Genomic DNA, 22888 nt, shown 5'->3' with positions numbered 1-22888 from the left:
GGCGTGCTCCGGTACCGTCCATCTCAGTCGCGGTACTCGGCGTCGAAGGTCGACATGTCCACCGGCACACCGCGGCGCTGCAGGATCTCATTGAAGCGCGGCACGATGCCGGTCGCCACGAAGGCACCTTGTACGCGGCCATGTTCGTCGATCCCGCGCCGCTCGAAACGAAAGATCTCAGCGGTCGCAATTTCCCCCTCGAAACCGCTGATCTCGTGGATGCTGGTGACCCGCCGGACGCCATCGGTCATGCGCTCGAGTTGCACGACCACGTGTATCGCCGAAGCGATCTGCGCCCGTATCGTCCGCAGCGGAAAATCGAAGCCCGCCATCGAGATCATGCTTTCGATCCTCGATAGCGCATCGCGCGGACTGTTGGCGTGGATCGTCGTCAAGGAACCGTCATGTCCGGTGTTCATCGCCTGCAGCATATCGAAGGCTTCCTCGCCGCGAACCTCGCCGACCACGATGCGATCAGGCCGCATTCGCAGACTGTTGCGAACCAGATCGCGCTGCGTGACTTCCCCCTTGCCCTCGATGTTCCGCGGCCGGGTTTCGAGCCGGATCACGTGATCCTGCCGCAGCTGCAGCTCGGCCGAGTCCTCGATCGTGATAATGCGCTCGGAGCGCGGAATATATTGCGACAACGCGTTCAGCATCGTCGTCTTGCCGCTGCCGGTACCGCCCGAAATCAGGATGTTCAGGCGCCCGGCGACGGCTGCCTTCAAAAAGGCCGCCATGGGCAGGTTCAGCGAACGCGTTCGCTGCACCAGGTCGTCGAGTTGCATCCGATCCTTCATGAAGCGCCGGATCGACAGGATGGGACCGTCCAGTGCCAGCGGCGGGATGATCACGTTGACCCGGGAGCCATCCTTGAGCCGCGCGTCGACCATCGGGGAGGACTCGTCGATACGACGCCCCACGGACGAGACGATACGGTCGATGATTTTCAGCAAATGCTCGTTGGATACGAAACGCAGCGGCGTCGGTTCGAGGCGACCGAAGCGCTCGACGTAGATCTGACGACACCCATTGACCAGGATATCCGACACGGTCGGCTCCGACAGCAGCGGCTCTAGCGGCCCGAGGCCGAGAATGTCATCCTCGATCAACTGGCAGACACGAATCCGCGACTGGGCACTCAGGGGCGCGGACTGTTCGTCGAACAACCGCAGCGCGGTCTCGCGGATCTGCTTGCGCGCCTGCGACGGTTCGACCGTGACGATCAGCGACAGGTCGAGAATCTCCAGGAGCCGCTGGTGTATGCGCTCCTTGAACTCGAGTTCCCGGTCGCTCAGAACGGGCAGGTCGAGGCCATAGCCCTCGACCGGCGCCGAGGGATCCGCCGAGGCCCGCGTCTGTGCATCGTTATCGCGCGAACTCCGCCGCGGCGACACGGCACGGGTCTTGTCCGGGTCCGGTTTGGACTGCCCGAGGAGCCCGATTCTACTGCGTAAATCCAGCGGCGAATTCATCGAAGTCAGGCAGGCCGTTGTGTCCTTGGGGATCCTATGCTAACCGATCCACGGTGTGAGGGCTCTCCCATCCGCGTGGCTGCCATAATCGCCCCCGGTTCCAGCCTCAATCCAGGAACGGAAACAGGCGCTGGATCAGGTTTTTCGCGGGACGACGCTGCCGCCCGGTCAACAGTTCGGCCAGCGAGATCAGACCGCGGGTAATCTCGGCATTCGCGGCAAACTCAAGCAAGGGCTGACCGATGTTCGTGGACTGCGCGACATTCTGGTAGTCGTTCGGCAAGGCATAGACATGGTTGAAGCGGAGCGTCTGCTTGAGCTCGGCCAGCGACATCGATGAGCGTTCCGAATAGCGATTGACGACAACCAGCAGCCGCTGGTCCGGCACATTCATGTCGTTCCTGAGAATCTGCAGCAGCCGTTTGGTATCCCGGACGTGCGCGACGCTCTGCTGCATGACCAGGACGAACCGGTCAGCCTCGTCGATGACCCGCGCCAGCACGGGATCGAACAGCCGCGGGATGTCGACGACGATCTGGTCGAACAAGCGGCGCGACAGTTCGATCAGGCGTTTGACCTTGGCCTCCGGAATCTCGCCGGGCAGTGAAATCTCCTGGGAGGAATGCGTCAGCACGCTCAAACCGCTGCGGTGCTTCGACATGTAGGCTTCGAGCGCGACCAGATCGACCTCGTCGATGTCGCTGATCACGCCGGCGGTGGTGTGCGTCGCATGCAGATCGAAATTGAGCCCAACCGACCCGAACTGGAAGTCGAAATCGAACAGCGCCGTGGCGATGCCCAGCTCCGCACTCATGATGTGTGCCACGTTGGAGGCAATCAGCGTCGCGCCGGAGCCACCCTTGGCGTTCATGAACACGTTCAGTTGCCCGTAACGGGAGCCTGATTCCAGCTTCTCCTTGACGACCCGGCGGAGTGCGGCCGCTACCTCGTTGGCATCGGCGGGCCGCACGAAATAGTCGCGCACGCCCGCCTGCAGCGCCTTGCGCATCAGGACGGTGTTGTCCGGCGGGCCGATCAGAAAGATGACGGGGCGCAGATGGAGTGGTGTCTTGCCGAGATTTGCGAGCTCGGCGTCGGGGTCGACCCCGAGTTCCAGCACGACGATGTCGGGCCGAGTGGTCAGATAGCCCAGAGGGTCGACCTCGACCGCGGGAATCCAGAGGCTCTCGATCACGGCATGAGGAATGCCCTGCAGCTCCAGCTGCAGCTTTTTCAGGCTCAGCTCGGAGCGCCCGGCAAGGAATACGGTCAGCGTCTGCTGCGTCATCGATCAGTTGAATCTCGAACGGTCCACGCGAAGCATCGCGGGTGCGGCGCCATGGCCGACCGTGGGAGGAGCCTCGAGGCTGGCTGTGCTACGCTCAGAATGCGGATATGGGCCCGGTGTCTCATTGCCCGCCGCCTCCGCCGCCACCACCACCGCCGGTGAACTGGCTGCTGTTGGTGACGCTGAAGGTTCGAATGTTCTGCCTCTGGAGAACCGTCAGGCGATAATCCTGCAGGGAGTTGTTGGCCTTGTAGCCGTCGAACCGGGTCACCGGATTCGGATCAGGGTGCGCCGCCGCCTCGGGATCGTAGATCTGTGCCACGAGCGTGTGCCGGGCCGACGCACCCAGCGGGTCGTCAAGCAGCACGGGATCCACGCTCCACACCGGCGAGCAGCCCGCCGAACCAGCGGCCGCCGCAACCAGAGCCAAACAAACCGTCAGACGTCTCTCGCTGGGCATCGCCATGTCAAGGCTCCTGTTCAGGTTCATCGTCGAGTTGCAGGCCGACCGGCCCTTCGAGTCCGCCCTTCCCTCCTGAGCCCAGGGTTTCCATGAATCGGTTCAGGCTGGTTCCGCGACGCACGGCCCCGTCCATCTTGCCCATCAGATAGAACTCGATATCGTCGGGCTCGACGAAATTATCGACCGGCAGCCGGATGTCGCGCGGATCGATGGGCCGGGTCAGATGTGGCGTCACGAAAATCACGAGTTCGGTCTGGTTGTTCTGGAACTCCTGGCTCCGGAACAAGGCGCCAATGCCCGGAACGTCACCCAGCCACGGAAAGCGGGACGACGCCTCGCGCGTCCGGTTGTTGATCAGGCCAGCAATACTCATCGTCTGGCCGTCATTGAGTTCCAGGGTGGTCGATGCCTGACGCGTGTTGAGCGACGGGATCACGAACTCGTTGCCGGTCGTGCCGACCGCCACTGCAATCGCCGCGTCGCTGGATATGTCCGACACCGTCACGTTGGTCTTCAGATTGATGCGCTGTGGATCGAGCACGATCGGCACGAACTCGACACCGACACCAAAAGGCTTGAAGTCCACCGAGATCGCATTGAAGCCGGCGCCGCCGCCCTGACTGACCGGCACCGGAAACTCGCCACCCGACAGGAACGAGGCCTTCTCACCGCTCTGCGCGGTCAGATTCGGCTCGGCCAGAATCTTCAGCAGGTTCTGCGTCTTGGCGATGTCGAGCACGACGTTGACCAGCACATTGTTCCCGAGAAAGTTGAAGACCCCGCCACTGGCGATCGTCTCCAGGGCCTGAGTCCCGACGTTGCGCGAACCGCCGAAGGCGCCGCTTGCCGGCAGTATCGCCCCGCCCGGAATCAGTGCACCGGGCACACTGCCGCCCCCCTGCCCGACCAGGCCCGCCAGAAAGTCACCTTGGCTGCCAAACGTTCGGAAGCGAACATCCATGGTCTTCAACAGGTTCCGGTTGACTTCGGCGACGATGACCGACAGCGTCACCTGCTGGGCCCCGGCCACGGTCAGCAAGTTGATCACGTTCTGATTCCATTCGACACTGCCCTGGCCACCCTGGCCGCCTTGTACGCCGCCACCACCGCCTGACGCGGCGCCGCCACCCCCTGCACATTGACGCGCGGTCTGCACCGCGAAGCTGCCGGCGATCTTCAGCGCCGCATCCATCCTCGCCAGACTGGAAACTTGCCCCTTCAACACAATCCGGCAGGCCGACACGTAGATCTCGATGCCCCGCTCGTCGGGCAGCGCCTGAAACAGCTTCTGCTTCAGGGTATCGAGGTCGTAGATGACTTCCAGATCCAGTGTCTTGAATACCTGTCCGGCCGCATTCCACAACAGCACATTGCTGCTGCCGAGCTTGTTGCCGTGGATCAGCACTTCCCGCGGATTCAGCACGATCAGTTCGGCGACTTCGGGATCGGCCATCGAGATGCGGGCAACGCCTTGTTCCGTCGCGATCACGCGCGCCTTGCGGTGGGGGATCTCGATGTGGTCGGAATCCACATCGCGCATGACGACGCGGCCCTGGGCGAGGCTGGTCAGTGCCCCGAGCAGCAGCGACAGGGCGATCCGGAGCCAGAACGACCCATTCTTGCTGGACGCCACGTTCACTCGACAGCCTGTCCGACCGCGGAAATCGAATTCAGCAACTCGGAATGCGGTGCCGCGGTCGCCGGGAGCGGACTGCCGCCGCCGGTGACCCGACCACCGCACGGCCACTGAGTGCATCGCTCCACGACGACCTGACCTTTGCCGGTCCACTCGATGACGGTCAACGTGGGCGGCGTCGGAGCTTTCGGCGCCGGCGCGGGCGGGGGCGCGACACGCGGCGGCGAAACGGGCGCGCGCGGCGCGGGCGAGGGCACCGGGACAGCCGGGACCCGCGGCGCTGGCTGCTCGTCATGGGGATTGCGGAGCGTAAAGCGCAGCGGGCTACGATGTCCGGCCTCGTCGAGCAATTCCGCCTGCTGTGGAGATACTTCGACCGTCAACGCCCGCACCAGGGCCGGCTGGTTCTTTTCGGGCGAGGCTTCCTGGTCGACCGCGAGCACATTCACGCCGGACAGCACCGTGTAGCTGTCCTTGTCCGGCAGGGTACCCAGGATGTCCACCTTGTTCCCGGGCAGAATGAAACCGGCGACGCCCGCGACGTCATCCACGCGGAGACTGATCGCTCGCATGCCCGGCTTGATCATGGCGGACAGGGTACTGCCGCCGAGATGGTCCCGCAGACGCTCGCGCGTGATGGGCTCGTCCCGAACGAAGCTCCGCTGCGCGACCTTGCCTTCAACCTGTTTCGGATCTGAGACCACGCCGGCGGGGAGCGACTGACTGGGCCAGTCGACCAGTTTCAGATGTTTCGGTTCGATTTTGGCGGCGAAGGGGATGTCGCCGGCCGCGACCACGACCGGCGTCGTCGCAATCTGGGCGGGGGCAGGCACAGCCCGTTGCTCGATGTAACGTTTCGCCATCCAGGCAGCCATGCCCGCCAGGATCACGGCCGCCACGAACATGCTCAGCAGTCGCGCGTTCACGAGCGCCTGATCCGGCCGTGGCAGAAGCGGAACGGGATGGACCGCACCGCATCAGAGCCGAACTCGACCCGCGGCACGAATGCCGGCTGCCAGGGTTTCGTCGAGAGGGTCAGGCGGTGCATCGAATCAGGTCCAACAGTTCCCGGATCGCGAATATGCGCGCAAAGTCAGCCGACTGCAATATCACGGCCAGCACACCCAAGGTCAACGCAGGTGCCATGGGCATGCGGCGTTTGCCCGGGTCGGCAGCGTGGGCACTCGCCGGCGATCGGGGCGCGAATCGCAGCAACGCTGCCCAGCGCCTCAGCGTCAGCATTCGGTTTGGCGACGCGCCCACGGCCAACACGGCAACCGCCCCGGCCATCAGGGCCGCCCAAACGGCCGCCGTGACAGTGTGGATCGGGCCCAGGAAGGCGCCGGCAGCCGCCAGGAGTTTGACATCACCGCCACCGAGGCCGGCAAACAGATAAAGCGGCAGGCTCAGCGCCAAGCCCATACCCGTGCCCAGGACACTCGTTACGAGTCCATCGGGACCCGCGAAGCAGAACTGGAATGCGCACCCGCCGAGGAAGATCACGACGTTGAGCCCGTCGGGAATGCGGCGGCTGCAGCAATCGGAACGCGCCGCCGCGGTCAACGCGGCGAGCGTCAGGCAAAGACTGAGAGCGATGGCGGGATGCGCGGGTGGTACATGAGGCAAGCAGGCCTTCCTTGGCCGCAGGTCAGGTCCAGCGACGTGGAACCTGTAAGGGTGGATTACGGCGTGCCACCGCCACCGAGGCCTCCGGTGGCACCGGACACGTAGGCGCCGATATTGCTCAGCGCATTGTTGGCGGATGTTCCGAGGAAGCTGAGCCCACCGACGATTGCAACGACCAGGACGGCGACGACGATCACCCACTCGACGGTTTCCGCGCCCTCTTCGTCGCGGCGCAGCGCTCGCAGTTTCCGGACCAAGGATTTCATTGATTACCCCTCACAAAAAGCTATCATGACCAGCCGGCGCTGCGGAAAGCCAGTCAACGCTTTCCCTTTCCGGCGTTGTACCCGCAGCGGCACTCGTTGTCGGACACGCTGCGCCCGCCCCGTCATCGTTCCAAGTGCGCAGTATACATTCTAACTTCATAAACAGAAGGGTTGCGGGAGACTGCGGTCGATGACGCCCGCGCGCGCTGCGAGTACCCCGACGTCGAGGTCGGAACGGCATTTCGCGCTTCCCCTCCCGATCCTGGCCCTGCTGTTCTTCTTCGCGGCCCTGCTGACTCACTTCGCTCACGACGGCGACGTTTTCTGGCATATCGCAACGGGACAATGGATCCTGTCCCACGGGCACGTCCCGCATACGGACCCGTTCTCGTTCTCCCGGTTCGATGCCCCCTGGATCGCCCACGAATGGCTGGCTGCCGTCGCCTTCGCACGGGTATTCGATGTCGGCGGCTGGCCAGCGCTGCTGATCCTCGTCGCCTTCTGCGCCGCCCTGTCCTACGCAATCCTGCTGCGTTTCCTGCTGCAGCGGTTGCAACCAGTCTACGCCGTGCCATTGACGGCCCTCGCCTTCTTTCTGTCGGTCCATCATTTTCTATTGCGCCCCCATGTGCTGGTCATGCCGTTGCTGGTGGGATGGGTCGGGGCGCTGGTCCACGCCGCAGATGAGAGCCGCCCCCCGCCTTGGGCAAGCCTGGGGATACTGTGGATCTGGGCCAACCTGCACGGCAGTTTCACGTTTGGACTACTGCTCGCTGGTGCGCTGGGGGCAGAAGTGGTGCTGTCCGCGGCAACGGGGCCGGCCCGCAACCGGCTCGCCGGGGCGTGGCTGCGCTTCCTGATTGCCGGCCTGGGCGTGGCACTGCTGACGCCTTACGGCATCCAGGGCGTGCTGTTTCCAGCGCTACTCTATGGCCATCCGTACCTGCTCGACATGATCACGGAATGGCAGTCTCCCGACTTTCACGAACCGCAGGCGCTGGAATTCTGGTTGCTGTTGCTGGTGGCCTACGCCCTGACACAAGGCCTGCGTCTGGCGCCGCTGCGCCTGCTCCTCCTCCTGGCACTGATCCACATGGCGTTGCACCACATCCGACATGTCGCGCTGCTCGGGTTGATCAGCCCGCTGTTGCTGGCCGGCCCCCTGCGCTCTCAGGGCGCGGCGCCGTCTTCGGGCCACCAGGGTCCCGGGTCGTTCAATGGCTTCTGCCGACGGTTCGCCCCCCGGCTCAGCCCTCACTCGGCCGCTCTCACCAGCTTGCTGCTGTTTGCCTTGATCGGCGGCGCCTATCGGGCGAACCCACATCCCGACGAGCGGCTGGGTGTCTTCAGAGCCATCGACGTGGCTCGCCAGCACGGTGTCACGGGCAATGTCCTGAACAACCCCGGTTTCGGCGGACCACTCATCTTCCGAGGTATCCGGCCGTTCATCGACGGTCGTCTGGATTTGTACGGCGAGGACTTCCTGCGGCGCTATCTGGCTGCGATCAACCTTCAGGACGCCGGCGTCCTTGCCGCGCTGCTGGACGAGTATCGGATCACTTGGACCCTGTTCGATCCCGGGCGGCCGCTGGTTGCCTGGCTGGAGCAGAGCGGCCATTGGCAGCGACTGTATGCCGACCGGTTTGTCGTCGTTCACGTGCGGCGTGGGACGCTTCCCCGAGCTTCTCCGGACGCGACCCGCGATTTGCGTGGCACGCCCGGCATCGGTTCATTCCAATGAGACAGACAACCGATCAGTGGCAGGGATCCGGTCGGGCCCTGTGTATCCGCAAACCGTCCAGAAGGTGGTCGATGTAAGCATCGGCCGGGACCGGCGGTAGACAGAGTTGGCGCAACGGACCCCGCTCCGGCCAACGGCGCCGAATTTCCAGGTCACCGACCTCGGCCTGGGTCGCAAACCCCTCGATCCGGCGCGCGTGAACGGGGACCAGCAGATGCGTGACGATGTCCCGGAGCGAACCGGGCGTCTCACCGGCCGCGCGGAGTTCCGAAGGGAAGTAAACCGGAACGGGTCGGTGCAGATAGTAGTAGCCGCCGGTGGCGACCACCGGCAATGCGAACCGTGGATCCTCGTTCGACAGCAGGGCGCCGAGCTCGGGCTCCTGCGACAAGGCCAGGTAGGCGTCGAGATGGGGCGAGCGGCCGAGCAGAGATCCGGCGTTATAGACTCGCGCCTCCCCCGGCAGACGGTAGGTAAGGCCCAGGGCGGAGACGGCGAAGAACACGGCGATCCCGATCAGGGCGCCGCGCCGATCGAGCCCCCCTGTGGCAAGAGCCCGTTCCAGCAGAACCGCTGCAGTCAGCCACAGCAGCGGCAAGGCCGCCACGATGAACCGGTACTCCTTGTGCGCGACGAGGCTGTGAGTCGCCAGCACCGCAGCCGCGCAGACCACAGGCAGCCTCGACACCGACAGGCGCCGAACCCAGCCCAGAGCCAGCGGCAGCCAGAGCAAGCCGGCCGAGGTCGCGGACATGGCACCGGCATACCATAAGGTGGGCAGCGTGCCGAACCACTCGCTGACATGCATCACCGCGTTCAGGCGGTAGCTGACGATGAACGTCTCGAACCACCCGCCCCAGGTCAACCGGTCGACCGCGCCGGCCAGCAACGCGGCCGCGAACCCGGCCGCCGCGGCGGAAGCCGTCGCGCGCACTGGCCATCGGAGCAGGCAGTAAACGCCGATGATCCCCACGCACGGCGCATACTGCAGCCGCAGCACCGCGGCTAGCCCTGCAAAAAAACCACAGCACAGCGCCTGCCGCTGCGAGGGCCGGGGCTCGGTTGCGAACGCCAGGGAAGCCACCAGAGAATAGGTCGCTACTGCCTCGGTCAGCGGCTTGTGAGCGAAGTAAATCAACTCGTACCAACCGGCGATCAACAATGCGGCCAGCAGGCCGGCCCTCGCTCCGGCGATATTTCGCCCGGTGCGATAGGCCGAATGGATCAGCGTCGTCGACAGCGCGCAGAAGGCCAGCTTGATGAAGGGAACGTAGAAGCTCGGGGCGTCGAGGTGGGCGGTCTTGCAGAGCCACAGCCAAAACGCGATGAACCCGGGCAGCAGCCACGAACGGGCCGCATACCGGAACTCCCAGGGAATGTAGCCATACCCGAAAACAGCCCGATGGCCTTGTTCGAGATACTGGAATATCTCGTCCGGCCAGAGAATGTTTTCGGAAACCAGGGCAACAACGGCCCGCGCGACGAAGCCGCCGAGGATGATGGCCGCCAGGATACGCCTTTCCAGGCCGCCCTTCGCCGAAGACGGCCAGCCTTGTGCCGAGCCGTCACCGCTCGCCGCGGTCGAGGACCCTCGGCCTGCCGCCGCCGCGCGGTACAGCGGTCAATCCAGTGGATCGAAATAGCTTTTGTCGACCCCGCATTCCGGGCACACCCACTCGTCGCTGATGTCCTCCCAAAGGGTTCCCGGTGCGACTCCCGAATCGGGGTCGCCTTCGGCCTCATCGTAGATGTAGCCGCATGCAGAGCAGATGAATTGTCGTGAATCCGCCATGTTGACTCCTCAGGTCGTAGGGCAGCACCGGGCCGATTGACCGCCCGGAACGTCGAGAGTTGTGGGTTGTGGTTACGCGTCAGTCGACCTTCTGACCTTCGATCACGGCCCGCAGGTCCTGTTCCTGATCCTTGGACAAGGAGCTCTGCATGACGCGGGCGCGGCCCGTGAACTCGCGCAAGCCCTCGATCAGCTTGTCCGCGGTCACCTTTCGCAACAGGACGAACAGCGCCGAGGTCCCCGGCTTGAGCCCGTCGCCAAGATCCTTCATGAAATCGTCGTTGATCCCGATATCGGTCAGCGACGCGCTGATCGCGCCGGCGCCTGCCCCCACTGCCGCACCGAGCAGCGGGTTCAGAAACAACAGACCGATGAGCATGCCCCAGAATCCACCGCCAACTGCGCCCTGCGCGGTCAGGTTGACCGCCTGATCGAGCCGAACCTTGTCGTTTTCGTCCTTGTGGACGACGACGACGTCCTCCATCTCGATCAGGTAGCTTTGCTGCATACGGCCCAAAGCAGCGCGCATGGCATAGGCAGTCGTGTCATCATCAAAGGCAAAGACGATCAGTTCGCTCATGGCAAGGAAACTCCGTGGCTGTCGTTTTCGGCATCTGGCCGATGGGGCGATTATCGCAAATGCCGTGCGCCGTGCACACGCCGGCAGTGCGACGCGGCCACCGAACTTTTCCGCCTGTTCAGGGGTCTGCACACTTGGCACGTCGCTTGACGCGCGCTGCCGAAGCCCACTGCGATCATCCCATGGATAAAGAGGGCCGCCCTGCCGATGAACCAGCTGTTACCTCGCATCAAGGACGTGTTCAACCGTCTGAACGGCGGCAATTTGGATCTGCTCCAGTCGATCTACGCTCCCGATGTCGAATTCGAGGACCCGGTGCGCCGACTCCATGGGCTGTCAGAGCTCACTGACTACTACCGTCGGCTATACGAGGGCGTGACGAGCTGTCGCTTCGATTTCGATCAGACGATCGAGCAAGGCAATCAGGCCGTCCTGACCTGGGTCATGCACGTCGAGCATGCGCGCTTTCGCCGTGGCGAGATCATCACCCTGGCCGGCGCGAGCCATCTGCGCTTCGACGCGCGGATCGATTACCACCGGGACTACTTCGACATGGGCGAGTTCCTCTACGAACGGATCCCGGTGCTATCCGCCGTGATCCGGCACATCAAGCAACGTCTGTAGGCACCGGCGGAGCGTATTTTGAGAATAGCGATCATCGGCAGCGGCATTGCCGGCCTGACCTGCGCGCACGAGCTTCATCCGCGAGCCTCCGTAACCGTGTTCGAAGCGGCCAGCTACGCTGGCGGCCACACCCGCACGGTGGAGGTGATCAGCGGTCAGGAACGCGTTGCGATCGATACCGGCTTCATCGTGTTCAACGACCGGACTTACCCCAACTTCGTCCGACTAATGAACAAGTGCGGCGTGGCCTCGCAGCCAACCGACATGGGCTTCAGCTTCAGCTGCGCGCGAACCGGCCTGGAGTACAACGGTCACAGTCTCGCCACCCTGTTTGCACAGCGGCGCAATCTTTTCCGCCCGTCCTTCCACCGGATGATCGCGGACATACTCCGCTTCAATCGGGAGGCGCCGCGTGTCCTGGAACAGCCGGCCGCTGATGCGACCCTCGGAGACTACCTGGCCGAGCAGGCTTACCACCGCGAATTCATCGACCACTATCTGGGCCCGATGGGATCGGCGATCTGGTCGGCCGAGCGCGAGCGCACGCTGCAGATGCCGCTCTCGTTCTTCGTCCGCTTCTTCGTAAACCACGGCCTGCTCTCACTGCGAGACCGCCCGCAGTGGCGCGTGATCCGAGGGGGCTCGCGCGAGTACGTGAAGGCTTTGTCCGCCCCGTTCGCCGAGCGAATCCGCTTGAACTGCCCGGTGCGCGCCGTGCAGCGATCCAAGCGAACGGTGACGGTCACCACAGCCGCGGGCAAGGAAGCTTTCGACCAAGTGATTTTTGCGTGCCACAGCGATCAGGCACTGCGGCTGCTTGCCGATCCAACCGATGCCGAGCGGTCGATACTGGGTGCCCTGCCTTACCAGACCAACGACGCGGTGCTGCACACCGACCTGCGACAGATGCCTCGCCGACGCCAGGCGTGGGCCGCCTGGAACTCCCGTCGGAGCGCCGGCGCGCACCCATCCTTCGCGGTGACCTATGACATGAACCGCCTGCAGGGCCTGAGCAGCCCAACGCGCTACCTGGTAACGCTGAACCCAACCGACGACATCGAACCGGACCGGATTATCGATCGCGTGACCTTCCATCACCCGCTGTTCACGCGGGAGGGCATGCGGGCGCAGCAGCGCTGGTCGGAGATCAATGGCGTGCAACGCACCTGGTTTGCCGGCGCCTATTGGGGCTACGGCTTTCACGAGGACGGAGTCTCCAGCGGCCTGCGCGTGTGCCACGCGCTCACCGGCCTCGCTCCCGCGACATGAACAGTTGCCTCTATCGTGGCACCGTCATACACCGGCGTTTCGTGCCAACCCGGCATGAGTTCCGCTACGGCCTGTTCATGCTGTACCTGGATCTCGACGAGATCGATCGCCTCTTCGACGACTATTGGCTTTGGTCTGCGTCGCGTCCCAATGTGGCGTGGTTTCGGCGGTCCGATCATCTGGGCGACCCCGGCGAGCCGCTGGCCGAGACGGTGCGTCGAACCGTCCAGGCGGCTACCGGACACAGGCCCGAAGGGCCGATCCGCTTGCTGACCCATCTTCGCTACTGGGGCTACTGCTTCAATCCCATCAGCATCTACTACTGCTTCGGGAGAGATGGGCAGTCGCTGGACGCCGTGCTGGCCGAGGTCACCAATACCCCGTGGAAAGAACGCCACGCCTACGTGATCGTGCCTCCGACCGACGGCGAACCGGCGCGCCGGCGCTTCGCCAAGGCGCTGCATGTGTCCCCCTTCCTGCCAATGACCGTCGACTACCTGTGGCAGAACAACCGGCCCGACGACAGGCTCACGGTGCATATGAAGGTGTGCCGCGACGCGACGGAGTTGTTCGACGCAACCCTGGCCATGCGCAGGGAACCCATCAATGCCTTGAGCCTGGCCCGAAGCCTCTTGCGCTTCCCGCTGATGACGCTGCAGGTCATCGGTGCGATTCATTGGGAAGCGGCGCGACTGTGGCTGAAGGGAGTTCCGGTCCACACCCATCCGGACAGAATCTAGCCCGCCCCTGACTGACCCGCGTCTACGGACCCACACCCCCATGCACAATACCCCTGGACTTACCGCATCGGCCGCCGGCGGCACGCGGCCGAACACCTGGTTTCGAGGCTTGTTGCACGCCCGCCTGCGCTATTTGACCGACGGCCAGCTCCGGCTCGAAGACGACCGTGGCTGCGTGGAATTCGGCCAACCGACCGAACGGTGCGGGCTCAGCGTGACGGTACGGGTGCACGACCTCGCAGCCTACCGCCGGATGGCGCTGCGTGGCACGATAGGCGCCGGCGAAAGCTTTATGGATGGCGAGTGGAGCAGCGACGACCTCACCGGTCTGATCCGGATTCTGCTAGTCAACCGAACCGTCATGGAGGGTATGGAAAAGGGCCTCGCGCGCCTGGCTCATCCCCTGTTCAGGGGATACCACTGGCTCCACCGCAACACGCTACGAGGAAGCCGCAGCAATATTGCCCAACATTACGACCTCAGCAACGAGTTCTACAAGCTCTTCCTCGACGAAACGCTGATGTACTCCTGCGCGGTGTTCCCGGACCCCTCGAGCACTCTTTACGAGGCTTCGGTGGCCAAGAATGACCTGATCTGTCGCAAACTGCAGTTGAAACCGGGAGACCATCTGCTCGAAATCGGCACCGGCTGGGGTGGCTTTGCTCTCCATGCGGCCCGGCGTTACGGCTGTCGCATCACGACGACCACCATTTCGGAGCGCCAGTGGGAACTGGCGACCCGTCGTATCGCCGAGTCCGGGCTGTCGGATCGCGTGACGGTGCTCTTGCAGGACTATCGGACACTACAGGGACGTTACGACAAGATCGTCTCGATCGAAATGCTGGAAGCAGTGGGCCACGCTTATTACGACACCTACTTCCGCCGGTGCAGCGAGTTGCTGGCACCCGATGGCCTGATGCTGCTGCAGACCATCACGATCGCCGACCGCACTTTCGAGGCGGCGAAGCATCGCGTCGACTTCATCCAGCGCTATATCTTTCCCGGGGGCTGTCTCCCCTCGGTCGCCGCGATTACGCGGTCGCTGGCCCGGCACACCGACCTTGCCGTCTTCCATCTCGATGACATCGGTCCGCATTACGTCACAACCCTGCAGCGCTGGCGCGACCGCTTCATGGATCAGCTCGACGCGGTCAAGGCCCTGGGCTTCTCCGATCACTTCATCCGCATGTGGCTCTTCTATCTTGGGTATTGCGAAGGCGGCTTTGCCGAGCGCGCGATCAGCAACGTCCAGATGTTGCTGACGAAGCCTGAATGCCGCCGCGCAACGCTGGCAGCGGTCGCGCCGTGACGGACTTGCCCTATAGCCAGCTTGCTGCCGCCTGGCTGGTATGCTCACTGGGCTTCACCGCGCTGTGGTGGCACCAGCGCCGCACGGCCAATGCCAACGCAGTGGACGTCGGCTGGGCAATCGCGATCGGCACGCTCGCGGCGATGTATGCGCTGCTGGGCACTGCTTCCGTGCCGATGCGGGCGCTGGTCGGTGTGCTGCCCGCATTGTGGGCGATGCGGCTCGCCCGGCACATTCACCAACGTTCCGGCCATGCCGTGGAAGACAGTCGATACCGCTATCTGCGCGCCCACTGGTCCGAACGGACCCAGGCGAAGTTCTTCGTCTTCTACCAGTTTCAGTCGCTGGCCGCCGTGCTCTTTTCTCTACCGTTTTTCGCGCTGGCCAACCAGCCCGGAAGCTTGCAGCCGGGGCAGTGGCTGCCGGCGATGGCGGTCTGGGTCATCGCCGTGACCGGGGAAACCATCGCGGACCGTCAACTCGCCGCGTGGCGCGGCCAGCCCGCGAAGGCAGGGCTGACCTGCCGCGCGGGATTGTGGCGGTATTCCCGCCATCCGAACTACTTTTTCGAGTGGCTGCACTGGTGCAGCTACGTACCGCTGGGACTGGGCACCGCTGCTTGGTGGGTACCGCTCGCCACCCAGGCGCTGATGCTGCTGACCCTGCTCCACGGGACAGGGATCCCCCACGCCGAGCGTCAGGCCGTGCTCAAACGCGGCGATGACTACCGCCATTATCAGGCAACCACCAACGCGTTCTTCCCATGGTTTCCGAGTTCCAGACCGCGCTGACGGCTTTCGCCATCGAACTGATGGAACGTGGGTTGCTCCCTGAAACCGCGATCCGCGCGGGGATACGTCGTCTGCTCCGTCAGCGTCTCGCTGAACTCGCCCGAGAAGGCACCGACGGGCAGCAGCGACTGCTCGAGGCCTTGACGAGCGGGCCCATCGCGGTACATACGGAAGCGGCCAATGCCCAGCATTACGAGGTGCCGGCGACCTTCTTCGAACACGTCCTCGGCCCGCATCTCAAATACAGTTCCGGCTTTTGGCCCGAAGGCGTCGGCGGGCTGGCCGCCGCGGAAAGCGCCATGCTGAAGCTGAGCTGCGACCACGCCGCCATCGAGAATGGCATGGACGTGCTCGAACTGGGGTGCGGATGGGGCTCCCTGACGCTGTGGATAGCGCGGCAGTACCCCGAGGCGCGCATCGTCGCGATGTCGAACTCCGACTCGCAGCGGCGCTGGATCGGCGCTCGAGCCGCCGGCCTGGGTCTGTCCAACATCGAGTGCATCACCGCGGACATCAACGATTTCGACTGCGACCGCGCATTCGATCGGATCGTCTCGGTCGAGATGTTCGAGCATGCCCGCAACTACCGGCTCTTGCTGCAGCGGGTCGCGGGGTGGCTGCGGCCCACAGGGAAGCTGTTCGTGCACGTCTTCGCCCACCGCGACTGGGCCTATCGGTTTGGCGCGGAAAGCACGGATGACTGGATGGGGCGCTACTTCTTCACCGGCGGCACGATGCCTTCACATGCGCTGCTGCCGACCCTGGCGGCGCCGCACCTGACGCTCCAAGGCGAGTGGCGGCTCAACGGGCAGCACTACCGGCGCACGCTGGAAGCCTGGCGACAGCAGCACGAAGAACACCGCAATCGAATTCTGCCGGTCTTCCGGGCCGTTTACGGTACGGACGCGAAGCGGTGGTGGCAGCGCTGGCGAATCTTCTTCATCGCCTGCTCCGAACTGTTCGGCTACCGCAACGGCGAGGAATGGGGAGTCTCCCATTACCGCTTCGCGCGCCCGTCGAAGGAGCACTGACTCCTGCCGCGCGGCTGGGACGACGGCTCGCTTCAGCCCCAGGCATCCGTTGTGATCAGCACATCGACGCCGGCGTCGGGAACGATGGCCGCGATGGGCAACCGCTCTCCGGCACGCCATGCCGCGACCGCATCAGCCTTGCCCGCGCCATTGACCAGGACCATGACCTCGCGTGCATGCGACAGGCGGTTGGCGCTGACCGAAACGCGCTCCGGTGGCGGCTTCGGCGCTCCGCGAACCGCCAGTGCCATCGGGTCGTCCATCCGCTGCCCCCAGTTCTGGCCGGGAAACAGGCTCGCGGTATGACCGTCCTCACCCAGCCCGAGCAGTACCAGGTCGAATGAACCCACATGCTTCAATACGTCGTCGTAGGCACGGGCACCCAGATCCGGCCCGAGTTCCGCCGGGATCGGGTAGATCCGTTCGGGACGCAAGGGTACGTGCGCCAGCCACGCATCCCTGGCCATACGGCTATTCCGCTCGGGATCATCGACTGGCAGGCAACGCTCGTCACCGAAATAGACGGACCATCGGCTCCAGTCGGTGAAGAGGGGCACGAGCCGTTGGTAAAGCGCCTTGGGGGTGGTGCCGCCGGCCAGTACGATGCTGAACTCACCGCGCGCGAGAATGGCGTGCTCTGCCATCCGGTGGATCGCACTGACCGCACGATCGACCAGTTCCGCCGTGTCAGGATAAAGGTGCCAACGAAGGGTTTGACTGGTTTGCATGGAGCTTCCGACTTGCTGTGAAAAGGGATGATCGAACGGCGAGAACGTGCCCGTGCAGCATCGGTGTCCGCGCAGTCCGGCCGATCAGGACACTCTGCATCGACTCTAGCCGCGATGGCCACCCGGCAAGAGCGACTCCTCGGCCAACTGGAACCCGTCCCTGCCGGCTTCTTTGGCCCGGTAAAGCGCTCTGTCTGCCATGGCCACCAAGTCGTGGGGGGGCAGGCTGGGATCGCAATGGCGCACCGCGACACCCAGGCTGAGCGTCACGCGAGTGGCGGTGTCGGCGGTGATCGCCGCGGCATCCAGCCCTCGCACCGCCTCGCACAGACGCTCGGCATGGCAGGTGGCCTGCGGCATCGACAGCCCGGGCAGGATGACCGCGAATTCCTCGCCTCCGTAGCGCGCGACAAGATCACCGGGGCGGCGGCTGTTGAGCAGCAGCACCGCGCCAACCGAACGCAGGCATTGATCGCCGGCTGGGTGACCGTAACGGTCGTTAAAGCGCTTGAAGTGGTCGACATCGGCCATGATCAGCGCCAGCGTGTCGCCGGTGCGGCACGCACGGCGCCATTCTTCCTCGAGATGCTGATCGAAGGCCCGACGGTTTGCCAGACCGGTCAGCGGATCGATCGCCGCCAGGCGTCGCAGCAGGTCCGCCTGGCGCTTGATGGTCAGGTGCGCCGATACCCTGGCCAGGACGATCTCGGGCTGAAAGGGTTTGGAAATGAAGTCGACGGCTCCCGCCCGGAGCGCGGCAACCTCGGTCTCCGCGCCGCTGTGGGCCGTCACGAAAATCACGGCCGGTGGCACGGCCGGCGCATCCTCGCCGCGATCTCGCAGTGCCGAGCACACTTCGAAGCCGTTCATGCCCGGCATTTCCATATCCAGCAAGACCAGATCCGGCCCCCACTCGCGCACGATCGACAGGCCCTGAGATCCGTCGATGGCGTGCCGTATCTCGCCCTCCGTCTTCAGCAGCCCGCTCAGGATCTTGATATTGGTGATGTCGTCATCGACGACCAGGATGCGGGCGGGGGAATCGAACATCGGTTTCGCCGTCACAAACCCTTTTTTTGACATGCCGGCACAGATGCCGACTCGGTGGCGGCAGAAGCAGGCGGGACGGCGGGCGCACAGCCCACGCGCTGCCGCATGTCCCGCGTTGAGACGACGCCGAGCATAACTTGCATCGCGTGCATCACCGGTCGACCAGGATCAAACGCCGGTTTCGGTCGTCGATCGTCACCGTGAACCGACTCAGAAAACTCATGCCCAACAGACGAAGATCGCCGAGTCGGCTGTCCTCGACGAAGGAAACCGCCACATCCTGTGCGAGCTTGGCACCAACCGCCACCGCGGGCAGCGTCGCCAGCTTCACGGGCACGGAACCGCTCGCCGTCTGCGAGCGGGCGTCGGCCAGATCCTGCGCCCGGAACCCCAGCGCCTCGATCATCGACGACGGCAACACGAGATTGCTGGCGCCGGTGTCGATGATCAAGGTCGTGTCGATCACCCGGCCGTTAGGCCCCGTCAGGGACGCATCGACCCGATGATGGACGCCGTCGCGCCGCAGCGTGACGGCGGGTGCGGACTCCGCCGCCGGAGCTTCCGGCTTCGCACCGATGATTACCACCTTCTCGATCCGATGGGCTTCCGCCGAGACCACCAGATAGTTGTACCTCTGCAGCAACTGGCGAATCTGGCCGGACAGGTCTCCCGTGGGCAGTCCGTCAACGGCATCGCCCGGCGAGAGGTTTTCCAGCCCCTGGACGGCGAACTGATGGCGTCGTGAAAGCGCTTCGAGGACGGCGCCGAGTTCGGTCGCCGGCGCCGGCACTGCGGCCATCAGGCACCATGCGACGGCCAGCAGCAGTCGGTAGCGACGCCGCGGACGACCGCTAGCGGATCGTGGCGCGACGGGCGGCATAATCACGTTCGTTGCGGTTCCAGACGGAACGGCCGTAGAGATAGCCTACGTAAGCCCAGACGATGGCCGCCAGTATCAAGCGGAAGGTCGCGTTACCCTCGAGGCTCCAGGGACTCCCGAACTGCCGGTAGTGGAATACCGCCAGCGAGAAGCAGCACATGAAGCCACCCCAGCGCAGCACGCCGTAAGACCAGATGAAGCGGCTACGTCCCAGCATTCTCAGGCGCGCCCAGTGCTCCAGGCGATTGCCACGGGCATTGTCCGATCGATTGAACATCAGGCTGTCATAGGCCGACGGGCGGAACTCTCTCGCCGCGCAAGCCTCCACGGCAGAGACACTGGCTACTGTTCGGCCGGACGACCGTGCAGCAGGAACCCGGACGCATCGATGCGGGGGCCGCTTGCCGACAACAGGAAACCACCGAGTTCCGTTAGCGCCTGGCGATAGATCTCGCGCTTGAAATAGACCACATCGTTGATCGGAAACCAGTAGTCCACCCATCGCCAATCGTCGAACTCGGGACGCTCCGAACAGTCGAGTCGTATCGACGAGTCGGGTGAACGCAGACCCAGGACGTACCAGATCTGCTTCTGCCCGATGCAGAGCGGCGTCGAGTGCCTTCGCACGTAACGTTCCGGTAGTTGGTAACGCAGCCAGGAATCGGTCCGACCGATGATTTCCACGTCCTCGTTGCGCAGTCCCACCTCTTCGTAGAGTTCGCGAAACATCGCGAACTCGGGCTCCTCGTCCCGCTTTATCCCCCCCTGCGGAAACTGCCACGACCGCATCCCGGCGCGCCGCGCCCAAAACACGCGCCGGTCGCCGTTGCACAGCACGATACCGATGCTGAGGCGGTAGCCTTCGCCATCGATGATGTCCTCACCCAAGGTCAGGCGCCGCTCGTGCTGGTAGAATTTGCCCCGCGAGGCTTGACTTCGCTTCATCTGAACACTGTCGTTCCGGCGAATCCCGTCGCGAACATTGCAATCGACTGCTGATGGCCGATGCATCGCGACAGATCCGTCAGCAAAAATGCGCTGTTGCATAAACCCATGACTCTATAGGAATCGCGTGAGCCTCGCAATATTCGACCTTGACAATACCCTGCTGGCCGGCGATAGCGATTACCTCTGGGGTCAGTACCTCGTTGAACAGGGTGTCGTCGACCGCGATGCCTACGAAGAGGCGAATCTCCAGTTCTATCTGGACTATCAGGCGGGACGGCTCGATATCGAAGCGTTCCTGGGATTCGCCCTGCGACCGTTGGCCGAGAACGATCCGGATGCGCTGCGCAGCTGGCGCCGCGAGTTCGTCGAGCAGAAGATACGGCCCATCCTGTTGCCCGAGGCCCACCGAATCATCGCTAGGCACCGGGAACAGGGCGACCTGCTGGTCGTCATCACCGCCACCAACCGCTTCGTCACCGAGCCCATCGTCGAACTGTACGGTATCGACCATCTCATCGCGACGACGCCCGAGTTCCTCGAAGGCCGTTACACGGGCCGCTTCGTCGGCACGCCCTGCTTCCGCGACGGCAAAGTGACACGGCTGCGGGCCTGGCTCGAGGAATTCGACCAGGACCTAACCGGAAGCTGGTTCTACAGCGATTCACACAACGACGAGCCGCTGCTGGCGCTGGTCGACAACCCGGTGGCCGTGGACCCGGACGAGCACCTGCTGGCCTTGGCGAACGAGCGCGGCTGGCCGGTGATCAGCCTCCGCTGAGCGACGCCGGACCGCCCGGGCGGGAGCCGGCCGTCAGGCTTTGCGGATCAGATAGGATAGGGTTCCGGATTCTTCCCGGCGATCGAGTAGCGTGTGCCCGGTCTGCTCCAGGAATACGCCGAAGTCGAGCACGGAAGCCGGATCGGTCGCCCTGACCCTGACCACCTGCCCCGACTCCATGGCGACCAGTGCCTTCTTCAGACGCAACAACGGCAGCGGGCACATCAGACCGCTCGTATCCAGTTCGCAATGGACCTGAACCATCGCTGCGGAGCGCTCTTCAAGCCCCATGGATCCACTCGGCACCGGTGGGGCGGGGACACGCGTCGAGGCGCAACGCGTCGGCGGCGAGCAGTCGCAACGGCGTCATAACACGCAGCAGGTCAGCCGGAAATCCACGTCTTCCTTGAAGGGTGTCGGGCGATCGCTGTCGACCTGGGTCATGAAACGGATCGTGAAGCGGTGCTTGCCGCCACTGATCTCGGCAAAACACGGATAGCGGCGATCGACCGCCACGCGCAGCAGTTGAAACGGCAGATTGTGGTCCAAGGTCTTCTGGAAGAACCCGCCATCCGCTGTTTCCGTCGTCGCAGTCGCGCTGGAACGAAGAAAACCCATCAATAACTGGATGGCGGACCGAATGCTCGCGAACGGCTCCAGCCACAAGGCCAGATCTGCCTTGCGCGTCGCGCCGTCCTGTTCCAGCCAGTAGTGAAACAATGGCAGATCGAACGAACAGGTACCGCCCGCGATCGAAGTCCGCTGGGCGATGCCCTTGAACAGATCGGCCTCCATCAGCGACTGTCCCAACTTGCCGGTATTGCGGTAGAGCTGACTGCCGATTTCCTCCAGCGCGGACAGAATGTTCCTGACCTTCGGCTGATCGACATGCGGATTGTCGAGCAGCTTGCCGAGCACCTGATTGTGCCGGTCGATCTCCTTCAGCAATTCCGAACGCAGGTCGAAGCGCGAAAAGATGGTCAACACTTCGATCAGACGCCCGACCACGACGCGCGAGTCCTGCGCCGCCGCACCACGGTTGAAGTAGTCGATCTCCTGGAACAGGCGTTCAAGACGCATGAAGACGCGTATCCGCTCATTCAGCGGGAACTCGTAGAGAATGCTGTCGCTCAAGGGGCTATCGGAAAGTGGGTGGTACGGGGGTCGCTGCGGCGAAGCGGAGAGCAAGTGTGCCGGGGAATTGTGACGGATGGCGACATTTAGTCAATAGCCGTAGGCCTCGCCCAACAGCAGCGCGGACACGGTCACCGCGCGCGCCGTGCCCACAGCCGGTAAACCGCATCCAGGCGCTCGACACTGCATTCCACCGCTGCCGGCTCCCCGTCGTTGAGGATGACATCATCCGCCGCCGCGACCCGCTCCTCGCGACTGGCCTGACGCGCGATGATGCGCCTGATCGTATCCTCCGAACTGCCGTCACGGCGCATGACCCGTTCGATCTGCAGCGCCACCGGACAATCCACCACCAGCAAGCGGTCCACGAAATCGCGGCGGCCCGTCTCGAGCAACAGCGGAATACAAAGAATCCCATAGGGCTCGGACAGCTGCGCTGCCCGAAGCGCCAGCTCGCGATAGACCAGAGGGTGCAGGATGCCTTCCAACTGGAGCCGCTTGCGGTCGTCGTGAAAAACCACCTCGCGCAGCGCGGCCCGGTCGAGTTGCCCGCCCCGCAGCAACTCCGAACCGAAGGCCGCCACGATGGAACCGATCGCCGGCATCCCCGGCTGCACCAGTTCGCGGGCGATTTCGTCCGCATCGAGCACGGGTACGCCGCGCGCGGCAAACGCGCGGGCGACGGTCGACTTGCCGCTGCCGATACCCCCCGTCAAACCGATCCGCAGCAGGCCCAACG

27 protein-coding genes are annotated in these 22888 nt (G+C 64.1%); 8 read left to right on the top strand and 19 right to left on the bottom strand.

Annotated features, from left to right (window positions below; genetic code table 11):
• Positions 1 to 23: 23 nt before the first annotated feature.
• The 8 genes from BWR02_RS09635 to BWR02_RS20845 form a co-directional block, all read right to left on the bottom strand.
• Entirely contained in the window at positions 24 to 1475 is a 1452-nt protein-coding gene (locus BWR02_RS09635) for a TadA family conjugal transfer-associated ATPase (protein WP_139557533.1), read from the bottom strand.
• Positions 1476 to 1581: 106 nt separating this feature from the next.
• Complete coding sequence (locus BWR02_RS09630) at positions 1582 to 2763, bottom strand: CpaE/TadZ family protein (protein WP_139557532.1); 1182 nt, start codon at positions 2761 to 2763, stop codon at positions 1582 to 1584.
• Positions 2764 to 2884: 121 nt separating this feature from the next.
• Complete coding sequence (locus tag BWR02_RS09625; RefSeq protein ID WP_139557531.1) at positions 2885 to 3229, bottom strand: hypothetical protein; 345 nt, start codon at positions 3227 to 3229, stop codon at positions 2885 to 2887.
• A 1-nt stretch (position 3230) separates the two neighbouring features.
• Positions 3231 to 4865 (bottom strand): type II and III secretion system protein family protein, encoded by a 1635-nt coding sequence (locus tag BWR02_RS09620; protein ID WP_162560091.1) that lies wholly within the window; start codon positions 4863 to 4865, stop codon positions 3231 to 3233.
• Positions 4862 to 5788 carry a Flp pilus assembly protein CpaB gene (gene cpaB / locus BWR02_RS09615; protein WP_139557529.1) on the bottom strand — a complete coding sequence of 309 codons (927 nt, stop codon included), beginning with the start codon at positions 5786 to 5788 and terminating at the stop codon, positions 4862 to 4864. Before cpaB ends, BWR02_RS09620 begins: the two co-directional genes overlap by 4 nt.
• The gene (locus BWR02_RS21465) at positions 5785 to 5910 is read right to left on the bottom strand and encodes a hypothetical protein (protein ID WP_268921408.1); all 126 of its coding nucleotides are present in this window, start codon (positions 5908 to 5910) and stop codon (positions 5785 to 5787) included. Before BWR02_RS21465 ends, cpaB begins: the two co-directional genes overlap by 4 nt.
• Positions 5898 to 6488, bottom strand: coding sequence for an A24 family peptidase (locus tag BWR02_RS09610; RefSeq protein ID WP_162560090.1), 591 nt, complete (start codon positions 6486 to 6488; stop codon positions 5898 to 5900). The genes BWR02_RS21465 and BWR02_RS09610 overlap by 13 nt, the downstream gene beginning before the upstream one ends.
• A gap of 56 nt (positions 6489 to 6544) precedes the next feature.
• Positions 6545 to 6754, bottom strand: a complete 210-nt coding sequence (locus BWR02_RS20845; RefSeq protein WP_162560089.1) for a hypothetical protein — start codon at positions 6752 to 6754, stop codon at positions 6545 to 6547.
• A 190-nt stretch (positions 6755 to 6944) separates the two neighbouring features.
• Between BWR02_RS20845 and BWR02_RS09605 the strand changes: the two genes are divergently transcribed.
• Positions 6945 to 8495: a hypothetical protein gene (locus BWR02_RS09605; RefSeq protein ID WP_139557527.1), complete on the top strand. Its 1551-nt coding sequence runs from the start codon at positions 6945 to 6947 to the stop codon at positions 8493 to 8495.
• Positions 8496 to 8508: 13 nt separating this feature from the next.
• On the opposite strand, the gene BWR02_RS09600 is transcribed toward BWR02_RS09605, so the two are convergent.
• The 3 genes from BWR02_RS09600 to BWR02_RS09590 form a co-directional block, all read right to left on the bottom strand.
• Complete coding sequence (locus tag BWR02_RS09600) at positions 8509 to 9993, bottom strand: glycosyltransferase family protein (protein ID WP_268921411.1); 1485 nt, start codon at positions 9991 to 9993, stop codon at positions 8509 to 8511.
• Positions 9994 to 10116: 123 nt separating this feature from the next.
• Positions 10117 to 10287 carry a rubredoxin gene (locus tag BWR02_RS09595; RefSeq protein ID WP_129882437.1) on the bottom strand — a complete coding sequence of 57 codons (171 nt, stop codon included), beginning with the start codon at positions 10285 to 10287 and terminating at the stop codon, positions 10117 to 10119.
• Positions 10288 to 10366: 79 nt separating this feature from the next.
• A complete protein-coding gene (locus BWR02_RS09590) occupies positions 10367 to 10867 on the bottom strand; it encodes a DUF1269 domain-containing protein (RefSeq protein WP_139557525.1) in 501 nt (166 codons plus the stop codon).
• 207 nt (positions 10868 to 11074) lie between these two features.
• On the opposite strand from BWR02_RS09590, the gene BWR02_RS09585 reads away from it, so the two are divergent.
• From BWR02_RS09585 to BWR02_RS09560, 6 genes are read left to right on the top strand one after another with little or no spacing between them, the layout of a single operon-like run.
• A complete protein-coding gene (locus tag BWR02_RS09585; protein WP_139557524.1) occupies positions 11075 to 11491 on the top strand; it encodes a nuclear transport factor 2 family protein in 417 nt (138 codons plus the stop codon).
• Between the two features lie 18 nt (positions 11492 to 11509).
• Positions 11510 to 12760, top strand: coding sequence for an NAD(P)/FAD-dependent oxidoreductase (locus BWR02_RS09580; RefSeq protein WP_139557523.1), 1251 nt, complete (start codon positions 11510 to 11512; stop codon positions 12758 to 12760).
• Entirely contained in the window at positions 12757 to 13500 is a 744-nt protein-coding gene (locus tag BWR02_RS09575; RefSeq protein WP_139557522.1) for a DUF1365 domain-containing protein, read from the top strand. Before BWR02_RS09580 ends, BWR02_RS09575 begins: the two co-directional genes overlap by 4 nt.
• 40 nt (positions 13501 to 13540) lie before the next feature.
• The gene (locus tag BWR02_RS09570; protein WP_139557521.1) at positions 13541 to 14809 is read left to right on the top strand and encodes an SAM-dependent methyltransferase; all 1269 of its coding nucleotides are present in this window, start codon (positions 13541 to 13543) and stop codon (positions 14807 to 14809) included.
• Positions 14806 to 15600, top strand: coding sequence for a DUF1295 domain-containing protein (locus BWR02_RS09565; protein WP_201276217.1), 795 nt, complete (start codon positions 14806 to 14808; stop codon positions 15598 to 15600). Before BWR02_RS09570 ends, BWR02_RS09565 begins: the two co-directional genes overlap by 4 nt.
• Positions 15573 to 16631 carry an SAM-dependent methyltransferase gene (locus BWR02_RS09560; protein WP_139557519.1) on the top strand — a complete coding sequence of 353 codons (1059 nt, stop codon included), beginning with the start codon at positions 15573 to 15575 and terminating at the stop codon, positions 16629 to 16631. The genes BWR02_RS09565 and BWR02_RS09560 overlap by 28 nt, the downstream gene beginning before the upstream one ends.
• A 32-nt stretch (positions 16632 to 16663) precedes the next feature.
• On the opposite strand, the gene pgl is transcribed toward BWR02_RS09560, so the two are convergent.
• From pgl to BWR02_RS09535, 5 genes are all read right to left on the bottom strand, one after another.
• Positions 16664 to 17359 carry a 6-phosphogluconolactonase gene (gene pgl / locus BWR02_RS09555; protein ID WP_139557518.1) on the bottom strand — a complete coding sequence of 232 codons (696 nt, stop codon included), beginning with the start codon at positions 17357 to 17359 and terminating at the stop codon, positions 16664 to 16666.
• A gap of 105 nt (positions 17360 to 17464) precedes the next feature.
• A complete protein-coding gene (locus BWR02_RS09550; RefSeq protein WP_139557517.1) occupies positions 17465 to 18409 on the bottom strand; it encodes a GGDEF domain-containing protein in 945 nt (314 codons plus the stop codon).
• Between the two features lie 151 nt (positions 18410 to 18560).
• Positions 18561 to 19289 (bottom strand): retropepsin-like aspartic protease family protein, encoded by a 729-nt coding sequence (locus BWR02_RS09545; RefSeq protein ID WP_236102105.1) that lies wholly within the window; start codon positions 19287 to 19289, stop codon positions 18561 to 18563.
• A complete protein-coding gene (locus BWR02_RS09540) occupies positions 19261 to 19566 on the bottom strand; it encodes a hypothetical protein (RefSeq protein ID WP_139557515.1) in 306 nt (101 codons plus the stop codon). The genes BWR02_RS09545 and BWR02_RS09540 overlap by 29 nt, the downstream gene beginning before the upstream one ends.
• Before the next feature lie 65 nt (positions 19567 to 19631).
• Positions 19632 to 20165: an RNA pyrophosphohydrolase gene (locus tag BWR02_RS09535; RefSeq protein WP_139557649.1), complete on the bottom strand. Its 534-nt coding sequence runs from the start codon at positions 20163 to 20165 to the stop codon at positions 19632 to 19634.
• 196 nt (positions 20166 to 20361) lie between these two features.
• On the opposite strand from BWR02_RS09535, the gene BWR02_RS09530 reads away from it, so the two are divergent.
• Positions 20362 to 21015, top strand: a complete 654-nt coding sequence (locus BWR02_RS09530) for a histidinol-phosphatase (RefSeq protein ID WP_139557514.1) — start codon at positions 20362 to 20364, stop codon at positions 21013 to 21015.
• 33 nt (positions 21016 to 21048) lie between these two features.
• Here the strand turns inward: BWR02_RS09530 and BWR02_RS09525 are convergent, their stop codons facing one another.
• From BWR02_RS09525 to coaE, 3 genes are all read right to left on the bottom strand, one after another.
• Entirely contained in the window at positions 21049 to 21306 is a 258-nt protein-coding gene (locus BWR02_RS09525; protein ID WP_407941060.1) for a sulfurtransferase TusA family protein, read from the bottom strand.
• Between the two features lie 75 nt (positions 21307 to 21381).
• Positions 21382 to 22149 carry a cell division protein ZapD gene (gene zapD / locus BWR02_RS09520; RefSeq protein ID WP_139557513.1) on the bottom strand — a complete coding sequence of 256 codons (768 nt, stop codon included), beginning with the start codon at positions 22147 to 22149 and terminating at the stop codon, positions 21382 to 21384.
• Between the two features lie 131 nt (positions 22150 to 22280).
• Complete coding sequence (gene coaE / locus BWR02_RS09515; protein ID WP_236102093.1) at positions 22281 to 22886, bottom strand: dephospho-CoA kinase; 606 nt, start codon at positions 22884 to 22886, stop codon at positions 22281 to 22283.
• Positions 22887 to 22888: the final 2 nt, after the last annotated feature.

This window comes from Methylotetracoccus oryzae (assembly GCF_006175985.1).
Taxonomy (GTDB): domain Bacteria; phylum Pseudomonadota; class Gammaproteobacteria; order Methylococcales; family Methylococcaceae; genus Methylotetracoccus; species Methylotetracoccus oryzae.
The sequence above is the reverse complement of the archived record's forward strand: the minus strand, read 5'-3'. Positions and strand labels throughout refer to the sequence as shown.

What these genes read in the sequence shown, in the direction of transcription:
- BWR02_RS09635 (WP_139557533.1), bottom strand. Translation starts at nt 1,475, where the DNA reads ATGAATTCGCCGCTGGATTTACGCAGTAGAATCGGGCTCCTCGGGCAG.
- BWR02_RS09630 (WP_139557532.1), bottom strand. Translation starts at nt 2,763, where the DNA reads ATGACGCAGCAGACGCTGACCGTATTCCTTGCCGGGCGCTCCGAGCTG.
- BWR02_RS09625 (WP_139557531.1), bottom strand. Translation starts at nt 3,229, where the DNA reads ATGGCGATGCCCAGCGAGAGACGTCTGACGGTTTGTTTGGCTCTGGTT.
- BWR02_RS21465 (WP_268921408.1), bottom strand. Translation starts at nt 5,910, where the DNA reads ATGCACCGCCTGACCCTCTCGACGAAACCCTGGCAGCCGGCATTCGTG.
- BWR02_RS20845 (WP_162560089.1), bottom strand. Translation starts at nt 6,754, where the DNA reads ATGAAATCCTTGGTCCGGAAACTGCGAGCGCTGCGCCGCGACGAAGAG.
- BWR02_RS09605 (WP_139557527.1), top strand. Translation starts at nt 6,945, where the DNA reads ATGACGCCCGCGCGCGCTGCGAGTACCCCGACGTCGAGGTCGGAACGG.
- BWR02_RS09595 (WP_129882437.1), bottom strand. Translation starts at nt 10,287, where the DNA reads ATGGCGGATTCACGACAATTCATCTGCTCTGCATGCGGCTACATCTAC.
- BWR02_RS09590 (WP_139557525.1), bottom strand. Translation starts at nt 10,867, where the DNA reads ATGAGCGAACTGATCGTCTTTGCCTTTGATGATGACACGACTGCCTAT.
- BWR02_RS09585 (WP_139557524.1), top strand. Translation starts at nt 11,075, where the DNA reads ATGAACCAGCTGTTACCTCGCATCAAGGACGTGTTCAACCGTCTGAAC.
- BWR02_RS09575 (WP_139557522.1), top strand. Translation starts at nt 12,757, where the DNA reads ATGAACAGTTGCCTCTATCGTGGCACCGTCATACACCGGCGTTTCGTG.
- BWR02_RS09570 (WP_139557521.1), top strand. Translation starts at nt 13,541, where the DNA reads ATGCACAATACCCCTGGACTTACCGCATCGGCCGCCGGCGGCACGCGG.
- BWR02_RS09560 (WP_139557519.1), top strand. Translation starts at nt 15,573, where the DNA reads ATGGTTTCCGAGTTCCAGACCGCGCTGACGGCTTTCGCCATCGAACTG.
- pgl (WP_139557518.1), bottom strand. Translation starts at nt 17,359, where the DNA reads ATGCAAACCAGTCAAACCCTTCGTTGGCACCTTTATCCTGACACGGCG.
- BWR02_RS09550 (WP_139557517.1), bottom strand. Translation starts at nt 18,409, where the DNA reads ATGTTCGATTCCCCCGCCCGCATCCTGGTCGTCGATGACGACATCACC.
- BWR02_RS09545 (WP_236102105.1), bottom strand. Translation starts at nt 19,289, where the DNA reads ATGCCGCCCGTCGCGCCACGATCCGCTAGCGGTCGTCCGCGGCGTCGC.
- BWR02_RS09540 (WP_139557515.1), bottom strand. Translation starts at nt 19,566, where the DNA reads ATGTTCAATCGATCGGACAATGCCCGTGGCAATCGCCTGGAGCACTGG.
- BWR02_RS09525 (WP_407941060.1), bottom strand. Translation starts at nt 21,306, where the DNA reads ATGGGGCTTGAAGAGCGCTCCGCAGCGATGGTTCAGGTCCATTGCGAA.